General features: G+C 74.4%; 13 protein-coding genes and 1 pseudogene. 8 read left to right on the forward strand and 6 right to left on the reverse strand.

From position 1 onward, the window contains the following. The 4 genes from ACWEFJ_RS09060 to ACWEFJ_RS09075 form a co-directional block, all read right to left on the reverse strand. Positions 1-407 (reverse strand): TatD family hydrolase (locus tag ACWEFJ_RS09060; protein ID WP_449713380.1); only part of this gene is annotated, 407 nt, incomplete at its 3' end. Then, positions 404-1,789: an EboA domain-containing protein gene (locus tag ACWEFJ_RS09065; protein WP_449713381.1), complete on the reverse strand. Its 1,386-nt coding sequence runs from the start codon at positions 1,787-1,789 to the stop codon at positions 404-406. The genes ACWEFJ_RS09065 and ACWEFJ_RS09060, both read right to left, overlap by 4 nt. Next, on the reverse strand, positions 1,786-2,934 hold the full coding sequence (locus ACWEFJ_RS09070) for an SCO3242 family prenyltransferase (RefSeq protein ID WP_449713382.1): 1,149 nt from the start codon (positions 2,932-2,934) through the stop codon (positions 1,786-1,788). The genes ACWEFJ_RS09065 and ACWEFJ_RS09070 overlap by 4 nt, the downstream gene beginning before the upstream one ends. Continuing rightward, positions 2,931-4,058 carry an inositol-3-phosphate synthase gene (locus ACWEFJ_RS09075; protein WP_449713383.1) on the reverse strand — a complete coding sequence of 376 codons (1,128 nt, stop codon included), beginning with the start codon at positions 4,056-4,058 and terminating at the stop codon, positions 2,931-2,933. The genes ACWEFJ_RS09070 and ACWEFJ_RS09075 overlap by 4 nt, the downstream gene beginning before the upstream one ends. Before the next feature lie 619 nt (positions 4,059-4,677). On the opposite strand from ACWEFJ_RS09075, the pseudogene ACWEFJ_RS09080 reads away from it, so the two are divergent. Continuing rightward, positions 4,678-5,202 (forward strand): annotated as a pseudogene (locus ACWEFJ_RS09080) (NACHT domain-containing protein); the annotation flags it as partial. A gap of 4,253 nt (positions 5,203-9,455) precedes the next feature. Here the strand turns inward: ACWEFJ_RS09080 and ACWEFJ_RS09085 are convergent. Further along, positions 9,456-10,820, reverse strand: coding sequence for a permease prefix domain 1-containing protein (locus ACWEFJ_RS09085; protein WP_449713384.1), 1,365 nt, complete (start codon positions 10,818-10,820; stop codon positions 9,456-9,458). Then, the gene (locus tag ACWEFJ_RS09090; protein WP_378095707.1) at positions 10,817-11,191 is read right to left on the reverse strand and encodes a PadR family transcriptional regulator; all 375 of its coding nucleotides are present in this window, start codon (positions 11,189-11,191) and stop codon (positions 10,817-10,819) included. The genes ACWEFJ_RS09085 and ACWEFJ_RS09090 overlap by 4 nt, the downstream gene beginning before the upstream one ends. Before the next feature lie 517 nt (positions 11,192-11,708). On the opposite strand from ACWEFJ_RS09090, the gene ACWEFJ_RS09095 reads away from it, so the two are divergent. The 7 genes from ACWEFJ_RS09095 (at position 11,709) to ACWEFJ_RS09125 (ending at position 20,193) form a co-directional block, all read left to right on the forward strand. Beyond that, positions 11,709-13,103 carry a family 43 glycosylhydrolase gene (locus tag ACWEFJ_RS09095; RefSeq protein WP_449713385.1) on the forward strand — a complete coding sequence of 465 codons (1,395 nt, stop codon included), beginning with the start codon at positions 11,709-11,711 and terminating at the stop codon, positions 13,101-13,103. Positions 13,104-13,119: 16 nt separating this feature from the next. Then, complete coding sequence (locus ACWEFJ_RS09100; protein ID WP_449713386.1) at positions 13,120-14,571, forward strand: glycoside hydrolase family 43 protein; 1,452 nt, start codon at positions 13,120-13,122, stop codon at positions 14,569-14,571. Positions 14,572-14,867: 296 nt separating this feature from the next. Next, on the forward strand, positions 14,868-15,638 hold the full coding sequence (locus ACWEFJ_RS09105; RefSeq protein ID WP_449713387.1) for an AfsA-related hotdog domain-containing protein: 771 nt from the start codon (positions 14,868-14,870) through the stop codon (positions 15,636-15,638). A gap of 71 nt (positions 15,639-15,709) precedes the next feature. Beyond that, positions 15,710-15,997 carry a chorismate mutase gene (locus ACWEFJ_RS09110; RefSeq protein WP_449713388.1) on the forward strand — a complete coding sequence of 96 codons (288 nt, stop codon included), beginning with the start codon at positions 15,710-15,712 and terminating at the stop codon, positions 15,995-15,997. 431 nt (positions 15,998-16,428) lie between these two features. After that, positions 16,429-17,688: a GGDEF domain-containing protein gene (locus tag ACWEFJ_RS09115; protein ID WP_378097288.1), complete on the forward strand. Its 1,260-nt coding sequence runs from the start codon at positions 16,429-16,431 to the stop codon at positions 17,686-17,688. A gap of 5 nt (positions 17,689-17,693) precedes the next feature. Beyond that, positions 17,694-18,926 (forward strand): MFS transporter, encoded by a 1,233-nt coding sequence (locus ACWEFJ_RS09120; RefSeq protein WP_378097291.1) that lies wholly within the window; start codon positions 17,694-17,696, stop codon positions 18,924-18,926. A 157-nt stretch (positions 18,927-19,083) separates the two neighbouring features. Continuing rightward, positions 19,084-20,193 (forward strand): glycoside hydrolase family 53 protein, encoded by a 1,110-nt coding sequence (locus ACWEFJ_RS09125; protein WP_449713389.1) that lies wholly within the window; start codon positions 19,084-19,086, stop codon positions 20,191-20,193.

The raw sequence follows: 20,193 nt of genomic DNA on the forward strand, positions 1-20,193 counted from the left end.
TGCACCAACACCGGCAGATCGTGATCCACCGCCAACTCCAACTGCCGCGCGAACGCCACATCCTCCTCCGGCGTCATCGAGTCGTAACCCACCTCACCCACCGCCACCACCCCGTCCTTGGCGAGGTAGCGCGGCAGCACGTCGAGCACGCCGACGCACCGGGGGTCGTTGGCCTCCTTGGGGTTCAACGCGATGGCGCAGTGGTGCCGGATGCCGAACTGCGCGGCCCGGAACCTCTCCCAACCCAGCAGCGAGTCGAAGTAGTCGGTGAACGAGCCGACGCTCGTGCGCGGCTGGCCCAGCCAGAACGCGGGCTCGACCACCGCCGTGATGCCGACGGCGGCCATCGACTCGTAGTCGTCGGTGGTGCGCGAGGTCATGTGGACGTGCGGGTCGAAGATCGTCACGGTGTCCTCCCCAGCAGGCGCAGGGCGTCGGCGGGCACGGGCCGGCCGGCGGCCTCGCGCTCGGCGGCGTAGTCGGCGGTCATGCGGCGCAGTTCGTCGTCGGCGCGGCGGTCCAGGTCGTGCACGGCGGCCAGCGGCACGCCCATGAACAGGCACTTCAGCACGCCGTGCCGCCACGCGTGCTGGTCGAGGTGCGCGGCGGCGAACGGCCCGAGCGCGGCGGCGACCAGGCGGGTGTCGTTGGCGCGCAACGCGTCGCGCACCAGCGGCAGGCCGACGTCCGGGTCGGTGTCGGGGGTGAGCCCGCGCAGCACACCGCGCCGTTCCGCGTCGTCGCCGAACCGGTAGAGGTCGGGCAGCTCGGAGGCGTCCGGCAGGGCCGCCACCAGCCGGGCGCGGGCGGCGTCGTCCACCGTGCCGTGCACCAGGCCGTCCGGGTCCTCCTCGGCGCGCACCGGCCCGCGGCCGACCGCCCGGCCGGCGGCCGGGAACAGCGCGCGGATGGCCGCCGGGTCGGCGCGGACCCGGCGTTCGGCCTCGCTGAGCCAGTCGGGGGTGGTGGCGGCGCGCAGGGCCGCCATCGCGCGGCGGGCGACCTCGGGCGCGGCGTGGCTGTGCCGGGGCAGCTCCACGGCGGCCAGGCCGCGGTAGCCGATGTCCTCCAACGCGGCCAGGGTCTTGCGCAGGTCCAGCGCCCCCTCGCCGAACTCCAGGTGCTCGTGCACGCCGGGCAGCATGTCGTCCAGCTGCACGTTGACGAGCAGGTCCCCGGCCCGCGCGACGCAGGCCGCCGCGTCCTCCGGTTCGACGGCCACGCAGTGCCCCACGTCGAGCGTGATGCCCAGGACGTCCGGGTCGCCCAGCTCGGCCCGCAGGGTCAGCGCCTGGTCGAGCCGCGCCACGACGTGACCCGGTTCGGGTTCCAGGCCGAGCCGCACCCCGGCCCGCGCGGCGAGGTCCACCACCTCGGCCACGCCGGACGTCAGCCGGGACCACGCCTCGTCGGGCGGCACGTCGGGCGGCCGGACCCCCGCCCAGAAGGACACGCACTCGGCGTCGAGGTCGTGGGCGATCGCGATGGCGCGGCCGAGGAAGTCGATCCGCCGCACCTGCCCGTCGGACACCAGGGTCGGGTGGTGCTTGCGGTGGGGGTCGAGGAGGTAGCGCGCGCCGGTCTCCACGACGACGCCGAGGCCCAGCTCCGCCAACCGGCGCGCCACGGCGTCCACGCGGCGGGCGAGGTCGGGCGCGTAGGGGTCGAGGTGGTGGTGGTCGAGGGTGAGCGCGACGCCGCGGTAGCCGAGGTCCGCGATGACGGCGAGCGCGTCGTCCAACCGGTGGTTGGCGAACCCGTTCGTGCCGTACCCGAGCCTGATCGTCATGTCGGTCCCACCTTCCGGCCGAACTTCCGCGCCAAGGGCAACGCCCCGGCCACCGCCAACGCCGACCACACCGAACCGCGCGCCGCGAGCGCCGCCTGCAACGGCACCATGCCGTGGATGCCGGCCGCGGTCGCCGCCCGCACCTCGCCCGCGCCGCCGCCGGACCGGACGGCGGCCAACTGCGCCCGTCCCACCAGGCCCGCGTACACCGCCGCGCCCACGGCCGACCACACCGCGGACCGCGCGCCCACCGGCCGCCGATCCCGCGACCGGCCCGGGTCACCGGCTGCCGGCCGGTCGCGCACGCCGGCCGACCGCCTTCCGAACGCGCCGGCCGACCGCCGCCCGCGCGCATCAGCGGCGGGTCCTCGGTGCGCGTCAGCGGCCGGTCCTCGGTGCGCATCAGCGGCCGGTCCTCCGTGCGCACCTGCCGCCGACCCCCCGTGCGCACCGGCAGCCGGCCGCTCGCCCGCGAGCTGCCCTCCGTGCGGACCCGCCGAAAGCCGGTCGCGCACGCCGGCCGACCCACCGGACCCCGCCTCACCCAGCCCTCGCGCGCCCGCCGCCACGGCCGCGAGCGCGGTGGCCGCCGTGCCCGCCAGCACCGCCCGCGCCACCCCCGGCGACGTCCCGTGGACCTCCCCGCGCGACAGCACCGTCACCCCCAGGGTGTGCGCCGCCATCACCGACGCGGCGGGCAGCGCCTCGCGCACCCCGTCCGCCGGCGCGCCGAGCAGCACGTCCAACCCCCGGCACGCGGCCATCGCGAACGGACCGGCCGGGGTGTCCTTCAGCACCACGTCGTACGCCCACACCGCACCCGTCAGCGCGGCCGCCGTGCCCAGCGCCCGACGACCGCCGGCCGCCGCCGCGAGCGCCAGCCCGAGCACGCCGAGCCCGCCCGCCACCGCCAACGCCCGCTCCGGGCTCACCCGGCCGGACGGGATGGGTCGCTCCGGCCGCTCGACCGCGTCCACGTCGCGGTCGGCCCAGTCGTTCAACGCCATCCCGGACCAGTACAACGCGGCCGACGCCACCGGCAGCAGCAGCCGCCTCCCGCGCAACCCGCCGGCCGCCCCGGCGACCGTGTCCCCGAGCACGGTCAACGCCGCGGGCGCGCGAACGAGCTTGAGGTAGGGGTTCACAGCCCCTCCGCCCACTCGACCAGCGCCCTGGTCTGCTCGGCGAACCCGTGCTCGTCCGAACCCAACGGGTCCTTGAAGAAGAACCCGAGCGCGCTCTGCACGCCGACACGGCCGGACCGGTGCGCGGCCGCCAGCAGCCGGGCCAGGTCGAGCACCAGCGGCGCGGCCAGCGCCGAGTCCAACCCGGTCCAGGTGAACTGCAACGACATCCGCGCCCCGAGGAACCCCTCGAACGACACGTGGTCCCAGGCGGTCTTCTGCTCGCCCAGTTCCGGCACGTTGTCGATGTGCAGGGGCGCGGTCACCGGGTGCCCGAGCAGCGCGGCCAGCCCGGACGCCTTGGTCCGCAGCTTGCTCGACGCGTGCGCCGGGTCCTCCAGGGTCGAGCCGTCGCCACCGCCGAGCAGGTTCGTCCCCGCCCACGACCGCACGCGCAGCGCCCGCGCGGTGAACATCGGCGCCAGCACGGTCCGCACCAGGGTCTCCCCCGTCTTGCCGTCCCGCCCCGCGTACGGGACGCCGACGGCGGCGGCCAGCTCCGCCAGCGCGGGCGGCGTCACGCCGGTGGACGGGGTGAAGTCCACGAACGGGCAACCGGCCCTGAACGCCGCGTAGGCCGCCAGGGAACTGGGCGGCAGCACGGTCTCCCCCGCCGCCAGCGCCTCCTCCAGGGCCGACAGGGACGCGTGCGCCGGGTGCGGGTCGACCGGCGGCTCGGTGGAGGCCACGTTGACCACCACGACGCGGGCCAGGCCGTGCCGCGACCGGAACGACGCCAGGTCGTCCGCCAGCCGCGTCGCGACCTCGGCCTGCGCGCCCACCGGCACGTCGCGCAGCTCGGCCTGCGCCTCGCGCAGCCCGTCCGCGATCGGACCGAGGAGTTCGGCCGGGACCACGCCCGCCCGCGCCAACTGCTCGGCCCGTTTCACCAGCGGTGTGGAGACCACGTCGTGCCCGCCGACCACCAGCGAGTCCCACGGCGGCAGGTCGGCCTCCAGCAGTTCGGTGACGCAACCGGTCGGCGGCACCAGGCCGGCGCGCAGGCCGAGCAGCCCGCACACCGCCGTGGTCGCCACCGACCCGCGCGCGCCGATCAACCACAGACCCGTTCGTTCCACGAGCATCCCCCGATCTGGATGTGGTCCGGCTCACAGGCCGAGGCGACGCCGATTCTGTTTCGGATCGACTGAAGTCAGCAAGACTTTTGGAGCAATTTGACAAAAGTCATGCTCGAATGGACGAAAGTGAGGTCGTCAACGACCACGGTACGTCAGGTCCGCGAAGCCGCACCGACCGATGTCCCGGCTCCGGTAGCGTGGATCACCACTCGCTTCGGCACGTCGGCGGAGGGGCTGCGCGGTGCGACAGGACGACCGGCCGGTGACCTCGAACGTCGTCGCCGGTCCCGTCCTCGGGCCGAGCGTGCAGGCCGGTGTGGTCCACGGCGGCGTGCACGTCCACGTCGGCGGGGCGCCGCCGGCGGACCCCGGCGGGCTGCCGGTGGGCGTGCTGTCGTTGCTGCGGGCGCAGGTCCGGGCGGCGCACGAGCTGCCGTACCGGCTGCCGGGGGCGCGGCGACCGTCGCTGGCCGCGGTCTACGTGCGGCAGGACCTCGGCACGGGCGCGGAGGAGCCGCACGCCGAGGTGTCGCGGCCGACCCCGATCCTGGACGGCGACGGGCGGCTGGTGGAGGCGCCCCGCCCGCCCGCGCCGAGGGTGGCGGTGCGGCCGCCCGCGCGGGCCGTGCGGGAGGCGTTGGACGGCGACGACCACCTGCTGATCACGGGCGGCGCGGGCCAGGGCAAGTCCACGCTGTCGCTGCGGCTCGCAGCGGACCTGGCGGCCGGGCGGTGCGGCGAGCCGGGAGGCGTGCCGATCGCCGAACCCGTCGTGCCGCTGCGGTTGACCGCGCGCGAGCTGGCGACCCGGCTCGACCTGCCCTTCCCGCAGGCGTTGGCGGAGAGCGCGCAAGCCGAGTACGGCGCGTTGCTGCGCAGCCCGGTCGACGCGGACGCGTTCGGCGACCGGGTGGCCGGGGCGCGGTGGCTGCTGCTGGTGGACGCGGTGGACGAGGTGGCGGCGGCGGCCGACCGCGACCGGCTGGCCGCCGTGCTGGCCGCGTGGGCGTCCGGTGGGCCGTACCGGGTCGTGGTGACCACCCGGCCGGTGGAGGGCGCGGCGCTGGCCCCGCTGCACCGCATCGGGGCGGCCCGCTACGAGCTGCTGCCGTTCGACGAGGAGGCCCTGCGCTCGTTCGCCCGCACCTGGTTCGCCGAGGAGGGCGAGCCGACGGCGGACCGGTTCCTGCGCCAGGTCCGCGAGGCGCACCTGGACGAGCTGGTCCGCGTGCCGCTGCTGGCCACGATCGCCGCGATCGTGTTCTCCCGGCGGGGCGACCGGCCGCTGCCGGACAACCAGTACGAGCTGTACGAGGCGTACCTGGCGTTCCTGCGGTCGGCGCGCACGTCCGCCGGTCCGTTCGAGACCTACCGCGACGACCTGCTGGAGCACCTGGGCCGCACCCGGTCGGAAACCGACACGTCGCTGGTGTCGGCGGCCCGGTCGTGGGTCCGCGACCGGGTGCCCCCGCACACCCTGCCCGCCGACTGGCCGGAGGCGCTGACCACGTTCCTGGTCTCGGTCGGGCCGCTGGTGATGCGCGGCGACGACCTGCGGTTCCTGCACCACAGCTTCGCCGAGCACCTGGCCGCGACCTCGCTGGCCCGCGAGTTCCCCGAGCGGTTCACCCCGGAGCACGACGGCTTCGTGCGCACCGTCCACGCGGCCCGGCCGAAGGAGCGCGGCGGGTTCGCCCGCTCGGTCCTGCTGCACTACACGCGCCTGCGCCCGACGGAGGCCGACCCGCTGGTCCGGTGGCTGCACGCGGGCGACGCCGAGACCCACCTGCTCGCCGCCCGCCTGCTGGCCAAGCGGGTCCCGGCGAGCACGGCCGTCGTGGACGACTTCCTGACCACGGTCTGGGGCTGGGCCATGACGAGCCAGTACCCCGGCTCCGAGATCCTCGCCCAGGCCGGTCGCGCCACCCACCACCCCGGTCTCGCGGACTGGCTGGTCGCGCTCATGCGCACCGGCAACGCCCCCGCCGACTCGCGCACCGAGGCGGCGTCGGCGCTGGCCACCCGGCTGCGCGGCACGCACGAGGCGGAAGCCCTCGACTACCTGACCGCGCTGGTGGACCACCCGTCCGTCTCGGTGTCGGAACGCCTGGCCGCCGGTGAGGCGCTGGCGGAGTGCGGCGCGACCGCGCGGGAAGCGTCCGCGCGCGGGCTGAGGGCCGTGCTGGACAACCCGCTGGCGTCCGGTTACGCCTGCCGCACCGCCGCCGTGGTCCTGGCCGCGTTCGGCCGAGCCGAGCGGGCGTTCGGGGTCACGGCGTTGCAGGCGTTGACCACGAGCGACGAGACCCCGCCGGACGACCTGGTCGAGGCCGCGACCGGCCTGGTCGAGATCGGCTCGGAGTTCTACGAGCACGGTGCCGAGGTGTTCCGGGCCGTGCTGCGCGACCCGGTGGACAGCATGACCGGCCGCCGTGACGCCGCCCTCGGCCTGGCCTCCCTCGGCCCGGACGCGACCGCCGAAGCCGCCGACGCGCTCACCGCCCTGGTCAACGACCGGCGTCGGCCGCTCGGCGACCGCTCGCAGGCGGCGCACATCCTCGGTGAGCTGGGCCCGCAGCACCGCGACGCGGCGGCCGGCCACCTGGTCGCCGTCCTGGCCGAACCCGGTCTCGGCCTGGCCGACCGGTGGCAGTGCGCGTCACGGCTGGGCGACCTGGGACCGGAAGCCGCCGGGACGGCGGCCGACCACCTGCGACGCGTGATCGCGGACCGCCGTTCGACCGCGAACACCGTCCTCTGGGCCGCGAAAGAGCTGGCCGACCTCGATCCGCGGTACCACTCGGAGGCCACCGACGCGTTGTGGGAGATCGCCACCGCCCAGCACGGCACCGGGTTCGACCACGCGATCGCCCTCGCCCAGCTCACGAAGCTCGGCGAACCGCACCGGACGAGGGCATTGGCGCGCCTGCGGCGCCTGCCCACCGACCTCGGCTTGCCACCGCAGCAGCGGCGCATGGCCGCGGAGCAGGTGCTCCAGGCGGGACCGGAGTTCCACGACGAGGCCAAGTCCGCCCTCCTGGCCCTCACGCGCACACAGTCCGACCGGAACACTGCGCTGAACGCGTGGCGAGCGCTGCTCAACCTCGATACCGCCTACCACGGCCAAGCCCTCGACGCGTTCCTCGACGGCACGCGGGCGGCGGACCGGAACCTGCCCAACATGTTCGACCACGCATCGGCCTACGCGCGGTCGGACGAGGACCACCACCTGATCGCCCGGGCGCTGCTGCCGATCCTCGCCGATCCCGCGCACGGCTACCGGGCCCGGCTCTCGGCGGCCGAGGGCCTGATCTCCCTGGGTCGACCGTTCCACCGGGCCGTCGCGGACCACCTGTGCGAGCTGGTGCGCTCGGCCACCGCGCCGGAGATGGATTTCCCCTACGTGGCGCGGATCTGCCGGCAGCTCGGTCGCAGCCACCGCGCCGCGATGGCCGGGGTACTGCGGGACGTGCTGTCCCGGGGCCTCCGCCCGGCCGCCGGGGTCTGGCGGGTCGTGCAGGCGCTGGACCACCTCGGCTTCGCCACCGGCGATGACGTCGTGACCGCGCTGAGGTCGGTGGTCTTCCACGGTCCGATCATGACGGCGAGCCGGTACGACGCCGCCGTCGTGCTGGCCCGGCTCGTGCCCGCCGAGGTCCCGGACATCCTGGACGCACAGGCGGTCGACCGGCGTTCGTGGAAGACCGTGGCGGAACCGATCGCGGTCGAGGCCGTCCCGGGGCTCGCGGCCGTCATGGCGGACCGCGACGCCCTCGCCACCGTGCGCCGGACGGCCGCGACCCTGGTGCACGACTTCGTGCCGGCCGAACGGGACCGTGCGCTCGCCGTGCTCCGGGGTATGGCCCGCGACGAGTTCCTGGAGGTCCATACCCGTGGTGAGGCATATCAGCTCCTCACGGAGCGAGACCCCGGCATGCGCGCCGAGGCGCTCGCGTTCCACCTCGGCGTGGTCGACGCCGACCGGGAAACCCCTTCCCGTCGCCACACCGCCGCCTACCACCTGGCGGAACTGGATCGGAACCACACCTCCACGGCACGCGCCTTCCTGCGCCACCAGGTCAACGATCCGACAGCCGTGGCCGAGGACCGCGCTTCCGCCACCGAGTGGTCGATGGTCATCGAGCCGTGGGACGTGGACGAGTACGCGCACGTCGTCGGCGCGCTGCTCCGGCAGTTCCGGATCAACGCGCCCCACCGCCGCCTGATCGCTCCCCTGGACCGGCAAGCGCGCACCGCCGTGGAACGGGTGCTGCTCGCCGACCGGTCCGCGTCCCTGCGCCGACGCGTGCCGGTGGCGGACCACTGGGACGACCTGCCGCTGTTCGCGGAGGCGGAGGCCGAGGTGCGCGAGGCGCTTGCGGCACCGGAGACCTCCGCCGAGGACCGGGTGGCGGCGGCCTCGGCGCTGGCCGGGTTGTCCACGGCGTTCGTGCCGGAGGCCGTCCGGGAGCTGGAGGCCCTGGCCGCGTCGCCGGGCACCGCCTACCGCGCGCGCAAGGCCCTCTCCGAGCTGACACCGGCGCTGTGGCGGCGGGTGGTGGACGACGCGGTCGACCAGGTGGCCGACGAAGCGCTCCCGCGCCGGGACCGGGTCCGAGCGGTCCGCTTACTGACCGAGATCACCGCCAGGCTCCCGGAGTCCGTGGTGGAGTTCGTGCGCGCGGTCGTCCACGAGCCGGGCACGTCGGACCGGGATCGGCTGGCGTTCCGGTACGCGTTGCGGCACCACGAAGGGCTCGACCCGGTGCGGGCGATGCGGGACAGCCCGCGCACCCCGCCGGCGGTCCGGTTGTGGGCGGCGTTCCGGCTGGTCGGGCACGACGTCGCCGACCGCGCCGCCGCGGCCCGCCTCGCGCGCTCGATCGCGACCGACCCGGCCATGCGCCCGGCATTGCGGCGGCGGGCGGCGTACGACCTGACGTGGCTCGGACCCGGTGGGCGCGAGCCCGCCACCGAGGCGCTGCTCGCGCTGCTGGCCGACGAGACCGTGCCGACGACCGTGCGCATCCGGTCCGCGCACACTCTGGTCGACACCGCGCCGGCGGCCCGCCGAGCGGCGATGACGGCCCTGCGCGAACTGGTCGGCACACCCCACCCGCTGCGACGGTGCAAAGCCCTCCAGGCGATCGGTGTGGTGGAGCCGGTCGAAGCGGCACTGGACCTGGTCGCGATGGCCCGGGACGCGGACGTGCCCGCGACGGCCCGGGTGCGGTGCGCGGAGGCGGCGGTCGAGCTGACGCGGGACGTCCGGGAGCAGGCGGCCGTCGGCGTGCGGGCCGTGGCCCGGGACGGGTCCGTGCCGCGGCACGTCCGCCGCCGGGCCGCCCGCGACCTGGCCCGGTGGAGCGAGCTGTGCCGGGACGAGGCCCGCGCGCTGCTCGCTCAGGCGTAGCCGAACAGCGGCGGGAAGACCAGGACCACCACCCAGGCCCACACCGCGAACACCGGCAGGTAGGCGGTCTGCCAGCGTTCGAGCGCGGCGAACGGCCGGCGCCTGCGGACCAGGCCCAGCACCAGCCACGCCGACCACGCGAGGTTGGCCAGCAGGATGACGTTCTCCCCCAGCGCCGCCGCCTTGTTCGGCGTGGTGCCGTACTCCGTGATGCGGCCGGTGATCTCCCACAGCACCAGCGCGTCGATCACCAGCGCGCTGACCACGAGGGCGAGCTGGAGCTTGTCGAACAGGCCGGGCGGGGCCAGCGGGTCGCGTGCCGAGATCGAGTAGAGCAGCAGCCCGAGCACCACGACCAGCAGCAGGTCGAACAGGATCAACGCCTCGCGCTCCACGTCGATGCCGGAGCTGGTGACGCCGAACGTCACCAGGAACGCCAGCAGCACCGCGGTGAACAGCGGCGTGAACAGCCGGGTGAGCACCGGCGCGATGTTCTCCACCACGCTCTGCTTGGCCTCCACGAGCCACGCGGCCACCACCGTCGCCGCCGCCGCGCCGCACGGGATGAGCCACCGCCCGACGAACGTCTCGGGCGAGATCCCGATGGCCTCGAACGTGCCGAACACGAACGCGGTCAGCACGCCGCCGCCCAGCGCGATGAGCACGTAGTACACGAACCACTCGCCGGTGAAGCGGACGAAGTCCATGCGGCGGCGCGAGGCGCGCAGGTCGTCGGACACGTACGCCAGGCCCACGACGAACCACAGCGCGATCGGGAGGTGGACGCTCGTCACCACGAGCGACTGGGAGCCGTCCGCGAGCGGGAAGGCGTTGGCCGCCACCGCGCCGAGCGCGAACAACCCGAGCAGCACGCCGACCACCGCCCGCGCGGCGCGGCGGCGCCAGGCCAGGAACCCGGCCAGCCACGGCAGGGTGAGCAGGCCGACGTTCGGCCCGTAGAACGCGGGATCGTGCTCCGGGTCCAGGCCGAACAGCTCGGGCGCCTTGACCGAGACCGCCGCGCCCACCGCGCAGAGCACCAGGACGAGCAGGTCGCGCCGGGGCCGACCGCCGGTCGCCGCGCCGTCGCCGCCGGTCAGCACCAGTTGCTTCCACAGGCGTTCCGAGTGCTCGCGGGCGAACTCGCGGGACAGGTCGTCCAGGCTGCCCATGCGCTTGACCGCGACCAGGAACGCCTCGTCGGCGTGCAGGCCGGCGGCGCGCAGGTCGTCCACCGAGCCGCGCAGGTGGTCTTCCAGCTCCTCGACGTCGGGCCCGGCCAGCTCCCGCCGTCGCCGCACGTACTGCCGCCACTGGGAGAACTGGGCCTCCAGCTCGTCCGGACCGCCGGTCACGCCGGACCTCCCCACGGGATCGCGCTGAACGGCCGCTGGTCGTCGGGGCGCGGCCACACCTCCCGGAGCGCGTCCACGACCGTCTCCCACTGGCGGCGCTGCTCGGCCAGCTCCGCCAGGCCGGTGCGCGTGATCCGGTAGTACTTGCGCCGCCGTTCGCCGGCCGCGGACTGCCAGCTCGACTCCACGTGCCCGAGGCGTTCGAGCCGGTGCAGCAGCGGGTAGAGCAGCCCTTCGGTCCAGTCCAGCTCGCCGCCGGACAGCTCGTTGATCCGCCGGAGGATGGCGTAGCCGTAGCTGTCCGCCTCGGCCAGGATGCCGAGCACCATCGGCGTCGCCGAGGCGGCCACGAGGTCCTTCGCGACTTTCACCGGTCCTCCCGTGACCCTAGAACTGCGAGGCATAGTAGTACTAGGTATCCGACGGCCGCAAGGAGCCCTCCCCGACGGGTGGCCGACCGACCGTCCACACCGGACGACCACCGTCCACCTGCCACGGTTCGAGGCCGCCGCCGGCCCGACCGCGGCCGGCACGGGAACACGCCGCGCCGGCACCGGCGGGCGGTCTTGACCGTGAAGCAGGAGCCGACGCGCAAGCTCGGCCAGAGCGCGCCGGGCCGGGGCGCTCTGGCGTGGTGCCGGTCGACGGGCGCTTGATGTTAACGCAAACAAGTGCCAGACTCCTCGCTGGACCGCAACGACGCGAGGAGTCCGCCGTGATGCCATCGCAGCTCCATTCGCCCAACCCCGAGATGGATCGCGCTGCCACGACGACGACCTCCGGACACGCGGCACGACCTCGAACGCTGTCGTCCTACCGTTAGCTGTTAGCGCTAACAACCGCCGCCGCCCCACGCACCGCCCCGACCGACGAAGATCGGAGCCGTCCATGCGTCGACGGAGGAGCGCCCTCGCGGCGTTGCCGCTCGCCCTGTCCCTCCTGGCCCTCCCCGCGCCGACGGCGGTCGCGGCCGAGCTGCCCTCGGGCGCGCGATCGTTGGAGGCGGTGGACCTCCCCGGCCGCTACGTCCGCCACCTCGACTACCTCGGCCGGGTCGACGCCGTCACGTCGGGCAGCCCGGCCCAGGTCAAGCAGGACGCGACGGTCACCGTCGTCCCGGGCCTCGCCTCGCCGTCGTGCTCCTCGTTCCAGGCGGCCAACGGGATGTTCCTGCGCCACCGCGACTGGCGGCTGCGGCTGGAGGCGAACACCGGCACGGCCCAGTTCCGCGAGGACGCGACGTTCTGCGCCGGGCCCGGCTCGGTCACGGGCTCCGTGTCGCTCGCGCCGGTCAACGCGCCGGACCGGCGGCTGCGGCACCGGGACTACGAGCTGTGGGTGGACCCCTACCAGGACACCGCCCGGTTCCGCGACGACAGCTCGTTCCGGCTCACCGCGCCGTGGACGCCGAAGACCACCAGGGGACCGGTCGTCCCGGGGTTGTTCGCCGACCCGCACATCGCGCACTTCAACGGCCGCTACTACCTCTACCCGACCACGGACGGCTACGCGGGTTGGGCGTCGCCGCACTACCAGGCGTTCTCCTCGACCGACCTGGTGAACTGGACGAGCCACGGCGTCGTGCTCGACCTGCGGCCGGACGTGTCGTGGGCGGACGACTCCGCCTGGGCGCCCGCCGTGGCCGCCAAGAACGGCCGGTACTACCTGTACTTCAGCGGCGGGGCGGCGTCCGGCGACACGGCCAAGCACCTCGGCGTCGCGGTGTCCGACTCGCCCACCGGCCCGTTCCGCGACGCGCTCGGCAGGCCGCTGGTGCGGGCCGGCTCCCACCCCGGCCAGGCCATCGACCCCATGGTGTTCACCGACGACGACGGCCAGTCCTACCTGTACTGGGGCAACGGCGGCGCGTACGTGGTGCCGCTCAACGCGGACATGGTCTCGTTCGACGCGACGAAGGTCCGCACCATCACACCACCCGGCTACCGCGAGGCGTCGTTCGTGTTCAAGCGCAACGGCACCTACTACTTCATGTGGTCGGAGAACGACACCCGTGACGAGAACTACCAGGTCGCCTACGCCACCGGCCCGTCGCCGGTCGGGCCGTGGACCAAGCGCGGGGTGGTGTTGCAGAAGCGCCTGGAGCTGGGCATCAAGGGCACCGGCCACCACTCGGTCGTACGCGCGCCCGGCACGGACACCTGGTACGTCGCCTACCACCGCTTCGCCGTGCCCGCGGGCAACGGCACCAACCGCGAGGTGACCGTCGACCGGATGACGTTCAACGGCGACGGCACCATCAGCCCGATCGTCCCCACCCTGTGATCAAAGGAGATCACCCGTGCCCCGAGCACTGACGAGGACCGGCGCGCTGCTGGCCGCCGTGGTCCTGCTGTTCACGTCCTGGTCGGTGACGACCGACCGGAGGGCGGAGGCGCTGGAGCCGTTCACCGGCTACCTGATGGCGCACTTCACCGGCGAGCACGCCAACGGCGAGCAGATCTACCTCGCCCACAGCCGCGACGGCCTGCGCTGGACCGACCTGAACAACGGCGCGCCCGTGCTGCTGTCCACGGTCGGCACGCGCGGCGTGCGCGACCCCGCGCTGGTCCGCTCCCCCGCGGGCGACCGGTACTGGATCATCGCCACGGACCTGCGGATCGCCTCCGGCACGTCGTGGTCCGACGCGGCGAACAACGGCAGCAAGTCGCTGGTCGTGTGGGAGTCCTCGGACCTGGTGAACTGGTCGTCGCCGCGGCTGCTGAACGTGGCGGGCGGCATCTCCGGCGCGGGCAACGCCTGGGCGCCGGAGGCCATCTACGACCCGTCGTCCGGCGACTACGTCGTCTACTGGGCCACGAACGCGACGCTGAACGGCGTCAAGAAGCACCGCATCTACTACGTGCGCACCCGGGACTTCCGGTCGGTCGGCTCACCGGTGCTCTACATCGACCGCGGCCAGGGGCAGGGCATCATCGACACCCAGATCGTCGAGGCGCCCGGCAGCGCGGGCGGTTACCGCTACTACCGCGCGTCGGCGGACGGCCAGATCACCATCGAGGCGAGCAACTCCGTCCTGGGCACGTGGACCAGGATCGGCGACCTGTCGCACATGGGCATCTCCAACGGCGCCACCGGCGGCAACGTCGTGGAGGGCCCGATGTGGATGCAGTTCAACGGGCGCGCCGAGTGGGCGCTGTGGCTGGACCAGTACGCCACCGGCCGCGGCTACATGCCGGTCACGTCCACGAACCTGGGCAGCACGCGCAACTTCGCCACCCGCACCGACTACCAGCTCGGCGGCACCCGCAAGCGCCACGGGTCGATCCTCAACCTCACCGCCGCCGAGGAGAGCCGCGTGCTGGCCAAGTGGGGCACGTCCGCGCCGGTCGCCCGCATCCAGGCCTACACCCACCAGGACCGGTACGTGCGGCACGCCGACTTCGACGTGCGCATCGACCCGAACGTCAGCCCGGCGCAGGACGCCCAGTTCCGCGTCATGCCCGGCCTGGCGGGTTCCGGCACGGTGTCGTTCCAGTCGGTCAACTACCCCGGCTACTACCTGCGGCACTACGGCTTCGACTTCGTGCTGGCCCCGGACGACGGGACCGCGACGTTCAAGTCCGACGCGACGTTCCGCCAGGTCGCCGGGCTCGCTTCGGCGTCGTGGTCGTCGTTCCAGTCCTACAACTACCCCGATCGGTACATCCGGCACTACGACTACAAGCTCCGGCTCGACCCGATCACGGACGCGACGGGTCGCGCCGACGCCACGTTCCGGCTGACGAGCTGACCGACCGCGGCGGGGGCGGGTGGTCGACGCGCCCGCCCCCGCCGCGGAACCCCTGCGCCGCGATGTCATCCGTCCGGAACGCAGGACGACGCCGTGGTGGGAACCCGCATCACCACGCGTGATGCCCCGGGGAGCCCACCCGCCCGCGACGCCATTGCGGCCGTTCCCACGCCCGCCTACGCTGCGGCACGCGGGGAAGTCCCGTTGCCGCCGAAGGACGATCCCGTTTGGACCGGGTCCACGCCGGACGGTGCCCACGGCGGGCGGACCCTCTCCGCCCGAGCGCAGGAGGACGCATGTCGTCGCCGGAGAGCACCGCGGTCTACGTCGTGGCCGACCGCTTCGCGGACTTCGCCGCGGTGGTGGGCGGCCGGACCCTCTCGTCCCTGGTCCGGGCGCTCGAAGCGGGCCGGTACGACCGGGTCGGCGAGCTGGCCGTCCACGTGGGACAGGGGCTGGGCGACCCGGAGGTCCGGGTGCTGCGCCACGTGCTGGCCCGGTGGGGCAAGGCCGACGTGCGGCTGGTCGTCGAGGCGGACCGGCCCGCGCCGCGCGAGCTGGTGCGCAAGGAGAGCGACGAGAACGTCGTGGTCACCGAGCCGGTGGTGGAGGAGTCCGGGCTGCACACCGCCCGGCTGCGGCTGCACCGGGACAACGAGCTGCTGCTCGACCACCGGCCGGGCCCGCACCTGAGGAGCGCGGTCGCGGTGGAGGCGGCGCGCCAGGCGTTCGTCGCCGTCGTCCGCCGCCGGTACCTCGAACCACGCGGTCGCGGTGCGCACGACCTCGTGGTCGAGGAGCTGCGGACGACGTTCCGCGACTTCCTGTTCCCGACCTCGGCCGTGATCCGCGTGCTCGTCACGCGGTGCGACGACACCGGGACCGGCGAGGTGTCGTTCCGGGCGACCGCGGAGGTCGTCCAGGCGGGCCGGCCGGTCGCCGTGGTCGAGGTCGGCGCCACCGCGTTCCCCGCCGGACCGCTGGCCGCCCGCGCGGCGCGCCGCGCGGCCCGCGCCGTCGCCGTCGACGTGCGCGACGGCGACCTGGCCGTGTCCGGCGCACCGTGACCGGTGGTCCCGCGCCCCGCAGAGCCGCCGACCGCCCGACCGGGCGGACCGTCGAAGGGAGCCCCGTCGCCATGGCCGACCACTCGACCCACCGCGCCACCACCTCGGAGCACCGCGACCGGATCGACCAGCTCGACCACGCCCTGATCCACCTGCTCGCGCTGCGCCGCGACCTGTCCTGGCAGGTCCAGCGGGAGCGCGTGGCGGGCGGCGGCCCGGCCGGCGACCCGGCCCGGGAGCGCGTGGTCGTGCGCCGCTACCTCGACGGGTTGGGCGAGGGCGGCTCGATCGTCGCCGCGGCCGTGCTCGGCCTGTGCCGGGGCGTGGACCTGCCGTCGGACGCGGTGCCGGTGCCGTGACCGCGTTCGGCCGCGCGGCGGACCCCCGAAGCCGGGGGGCCGGGGCCGGTGACGGCGCGTGTCGGTCGACGTGCCCCGGAAGTTGATCACCTGTCAGGGTGACGGCGGGGGTGCGCCGGCGGCGGGCCGCCACGACGGGGCGGCGCGGGGTCGACCGACCGGTCGTGGCGGTGTTCCCGCTGGTCGGCCCGGCCGTGCGAAGCGGGGGTGACGGCCGGGCCGGAGGGGTTCAGCGTCGCCAGTCGTTCGGGCGACCGAGGCGCCAGTCGTTGGGCCGGCCGGTGGTGGTGATCGTGACGGTGGTCATGCTCGTCTCCAGGGGTGCTCGACTGTGCGTGAGGGCTTGGTTACGGTGTCATCACCTTGTGTGAGGCGGTGACACCCATATGGTCGCTGGCGAACGACGACGGCGCGCATCCCCTCTGGGGTGGTTGTGCGGCTGGTCGCTGTGGCGGCTGCCGCGCGTCGTGTTGGTCTACGTGCTGGCCGTGGAGGTCGTGGCGGTGGCCGCGGTGGCGGCCGTCGCGACGCTGACCCCGGTGACCGGACGGCACTGGGCGTGGTTCGGGCTGCTGGCCGGCGCGGCGGTCGTGCACTTCGAGGCGGCCCGCGGCCTGGAGCGGGTGCGGGAGGTCGCGGCGGAGGGCAGCCCGTACGCGCACCCGCAGTCGATCTGGCTGTTCGCGGGCGTGCTCGTGCTCCCGCCGCCGCTGCTGGCCGCGCTGGTCGTGGTGAGCTACGGCTACGGGTGGGTGCGGATCTACCGGCGCAGCCCGCTGCACCGCAAGGTCTTCTCCGCCGCGACGGTGCTGCTGTCGTGCTGGTCGGCGGGCGCGATCCTGCTGGCCGTGCACCCGGACCCGACGACGCCGCACGCCGCGCAGCTCACCGGGCCGGTCGACCTCGGCGCGCTGGTGGCGGCCGGGGTCGCGTACTGGCTGGTGAACCTCGCGCTGGTGGTCGGCGCGATCCTGCTGTCCACGCCCGCCCGGCCGGGTCGCGACGTGCTCGGCCCGCTGAGCCAGCAGCTGGTGATCGCCGCGTCGATCGGCCTGGGCACGGGCCTCGCGGTCGTGCTGGTGACCGCGCCGTGGGTGGTGCCGGTGCTGGTCGTCACCATGCTGGGCATGCACCTGGGGCTGCTGCTCCCGGTCTACCGCGCCGCCGCCCGGGTGGACGGCAAGACCGGCACGCTGACCTCCGTGGCGTGGAGCGAGCGGGCCGCCGCCGAGCTGGGCCGCGCCAAGGCCACGGGCACGCCGATGGCGGTGCTCCTGCTCGACCTGGACCACTTCAGCCACATCAACAACACCCGCGGCCACCTGGCGGGCGACCACGCGCTGCGGGCCGTGGCGGCGGTGCTGCGCCGCCAGGTGCGCGACGCCGACCTGGTCGGCCGGTGGGGCGGTGAGGAGTTCGTGGTGCTGCTGCCGGGTGCGGACCCGGTCGTCGCCCGGCAGGTCGCGGAACGGATCCGCGCCGCGGTCCGGACGCCGCTGACCGACCTGCCCGACGCCGGGTTCGACGACGGGGGCGAGCTGCGGATCACCGCGTCGCTGGGGGTCGCGGCGTTCCCGCCGCACGGCGACACCGTGGACCGGCTGCTGCTGGCCGCCGACACCGCCCTGTACCGCGCGAAGAACAACGGACGGGACCGGGTCGAGACCGCCCCGGCCGGCGCCGTCGGCTGACCGGGATGGCGGAGGGGGCCGGTGGGCGCGGCTACCGCCGGGTGTTCGCCTCGGTCGAGTACCGCGCGCTGTTCGTCGCGCACGTCGTCTCCACGGCGGGCGACCAGTTCGCCCGCGTGGCGCTCACCGTGCTGGTGTTCCGCGACACCGGCTCCCCGGCGTGGGCGGCGATCACCTACGCGTTGACGTTCCTGCCCGACCTGGTCGGCGGACCGCTGCTGGCGGGGCTGGCCGACCGGTACCCGCGGCGGGCGGTGATGGTGTGCTCGGACGTGCTGCGGGCGGCGCTGGTCGCGCTCATGGCCGTGCCCGCGCTGCCGTGGCCAGCCGTGTGCGGCCTGCTCGTGCTGCTCCAGTTGGCGGGCGCGCCCGCGGTGCCGGCCCGGACCGCGCTGCTGCCGCACATCCTGCCCGGCCCGGCGTTCCGCGCCGGCGCCGCCGCGCTGTCGACCGTGAGCCAGGCCGCCCAGGTGGTCGGGTTCGCCGCCGGGGGCGTGCTCGTCCTCGCGGTGGGCACGAGCGGGGTGCTCCTGCTGGACGCCGCGTCGTTCGCGGTGTCGGCCGCGATCGTGGCGCGGTGGGTCCGGCCCCGGCCCGCGGCCGGTGGCGACGCGCCGGAGCGGCCGGGGTGGTGGCGTTCGGTGACGGCGGGGGCAGTCCTGGTGTGGCGCGACCGGCGGCTGCTCGCGCTGGTCGCCTTCGCCGCGCTGTCGGCGTTCTACATCAGCGGGGAGGCGCTGGCCGTGCCGCTGGCGGACCGGCTCGGCGGCGGCCCGGTCGCGGCCGGGCTGCTGTTCGCCGCCTTCCCGGCCGGGTGCGCCCTGGCGAGCCTGGTCGTGGCCGCGCTGCCGGAGGCCACCCAGCTGCGCGCCCTGCCCGCGCTCGCCGTGGCCACGAGCGCGCCGCTGGTCCTCGGCTTCCTGGACCCCGGTCTGGTGGTCCTGGTGGTGCTCCTGTTCGCGTCCGGCGCGGCGTCCAGCTACCACGCCATCGCCTCGCCCACCTTCGCCCTGTGGACGCCGGACGCGGCGCGCGGGCAGGTCTACGGCCTGGCCGTGACGGCGCTCAAGATCGCCCAGGGCCTCGGGGTGGCCGCCGCCGGGCTCGCCGCCGAGCAGGCGGCGCCGCACCACGTGGTGGCGGGCGGCGGGGTGCTCGGCGTGCTCGCCGCCCTGGCGGTGACCGTCCTGTGGCGTCGCAGCGGAGCCACCCGCGCCGGGCACGCGACCACCCGCTGAGCCGCACTTCCCCCGCCGGGGCCGGCGCGGGTTTGTGCACGTTCCCAGTGTTTGGTGTCAGCCAGGGCTTGAGCCGGCCATCGCGGTGCGCTTTCATATTGTGCACGTTCACAGTCCGTCCGCCGCGGGCACCGCACCGTCGATCAAAGGAGATCGGATGTCCGGACCCATCCGGGCGGCTCAGACCGCCCTCGCCCTGGCGGCCGCCGTGCTGCCGCTGACCACGCTCACCCCGGCCGTCTCCGCGGCCGGCACGCTCGGCATGCTCGGCGCCGACGTCTCGACCGCCCAACGCGCCCTGGACCTCGGCGCGAAGTTCTACGACGCCTCCGGCGTCGCCCGCGACCCGCTCGACATCCTCAAGGGCGTCGGCGTCAACTACGTCCGGCTGCGGGTCTGGAACAACCCGCGCAGCGGCTACAACAACAAGGACAAGGTCCTCCAGTACGCGCGCACGGTGAAGGCCAAGGGCCTCAAGCTGCTGGTCGACTTCCACTACTCCGACACGTGGGCCGACCCGGGCAAGCAGTACAAGCCGGCGGCCTGGGCCAACCACGGCATCGCCCAGCTCCAGACCGACGTCTACAACTACACCTACGACGTGTGCACCAGCCTCAAGGCGCAGGGCACCACGCCGGACAGCGTGCAGATCGGCAACGAGATCAACGTCGGCATGCTGTGGAACGACGGCAAGGTCGTCAACAACGACTTCACCAACCTCAGCCTCCTGCTCAAGGCGGGGTACAACGCCACCAAGGCGTGCAACGGCGGCACCAAGGTCATGATCCACACGGCGAACGCCGACAGCCTCGACCACGCCCGCTGGTTCTACGACGGCATCAGGTCCAAGGGCGTCGCCTGGGACATCACCGCGCTGTCGTACTACTGCATGTGGCACGGCACGCTGAGCAACCTGTACAACGTCATCGCCGACATGCGCTCCCGGTACGGCAAGGACGTCGTGCTGGCCGAGACCGCCTACCCCTTCACCACCGGCAACGCCGACGGCACGGGCAACTCCATCACCACCGGGTGCTCGGGTTACGCGATGTCGTGGGAGGGCCAGGCCACGAACTTCGCCCACGTGCAGAACACGGCCCGCAACGCGGGGGCGATCGGCGTCTTCTACTGGGAGCCCACCTGGTACGCCGTGCCGGGCAACGGCTGGGACCCCGCCGACATCAACGGCAGCGGCAACGGCTGGGACAACATGGCGATCTTCAACTGGACGGGTCGGATCAACCCCCACGTGCGCTGGACCCCGTGA

It is taken from the genome of Actinosynnema sp. NPDC004786 (assembly GCF_053601135.1).

Coding starts and splice junctions, on each gene's coding strand:
- ACWEFJ_RS09065 (WP_449713381.1), bottom strand. CDS start 1,789: ATGACGATCAGGCTCGGGTACGGCACGAACGGGTTCGCCAACCACCGG.
- ACWEFJ_RS09075 (WP_449713383.1), bottom strand. CDS start 4,058: ATGCTCGTGGAACGAACGGGTCTGTGGTTGATCGGCGCGCGCGGGTCG.
- ACWEFJ_RS09095 (WP_449713385.1), top strand. CDS start 11,709: ATGCGTCGACGGAGGAGCGCCCTCGCGGCGTTGCCGCTCGCCCTGTCC.
- ACWEFJ_RS09105 (WP_449713387.1), top strand. CDS start 14,868: ATGTCGTCGCCGGAGAGCACCGCGGTCTACGTCGTGGCCGACCGCTTC.
- ACWEFJ_RS09110 (WP_449713388.1), top strand. CDS start 15,710: ATGGCCGACCACTCGACCCACCGCGCCACCACCTCGGAGCACCGCGAC.
- ACWEFJ_RS09120 (WP_378097291.1), top strand. CDS start 17,694: ATGGCGGAGGGGGCCGGTGGGCGCGGCTACCGCCGGGTGTTCGCCTCG.
- ACWEFJ_RS09125 (WP_449713389.1), top strand. CDS start 19,084: ATGTCCGGACCCATCCGGGCGGCTCAGACCGCCCTCGCCCTGGCGGCC.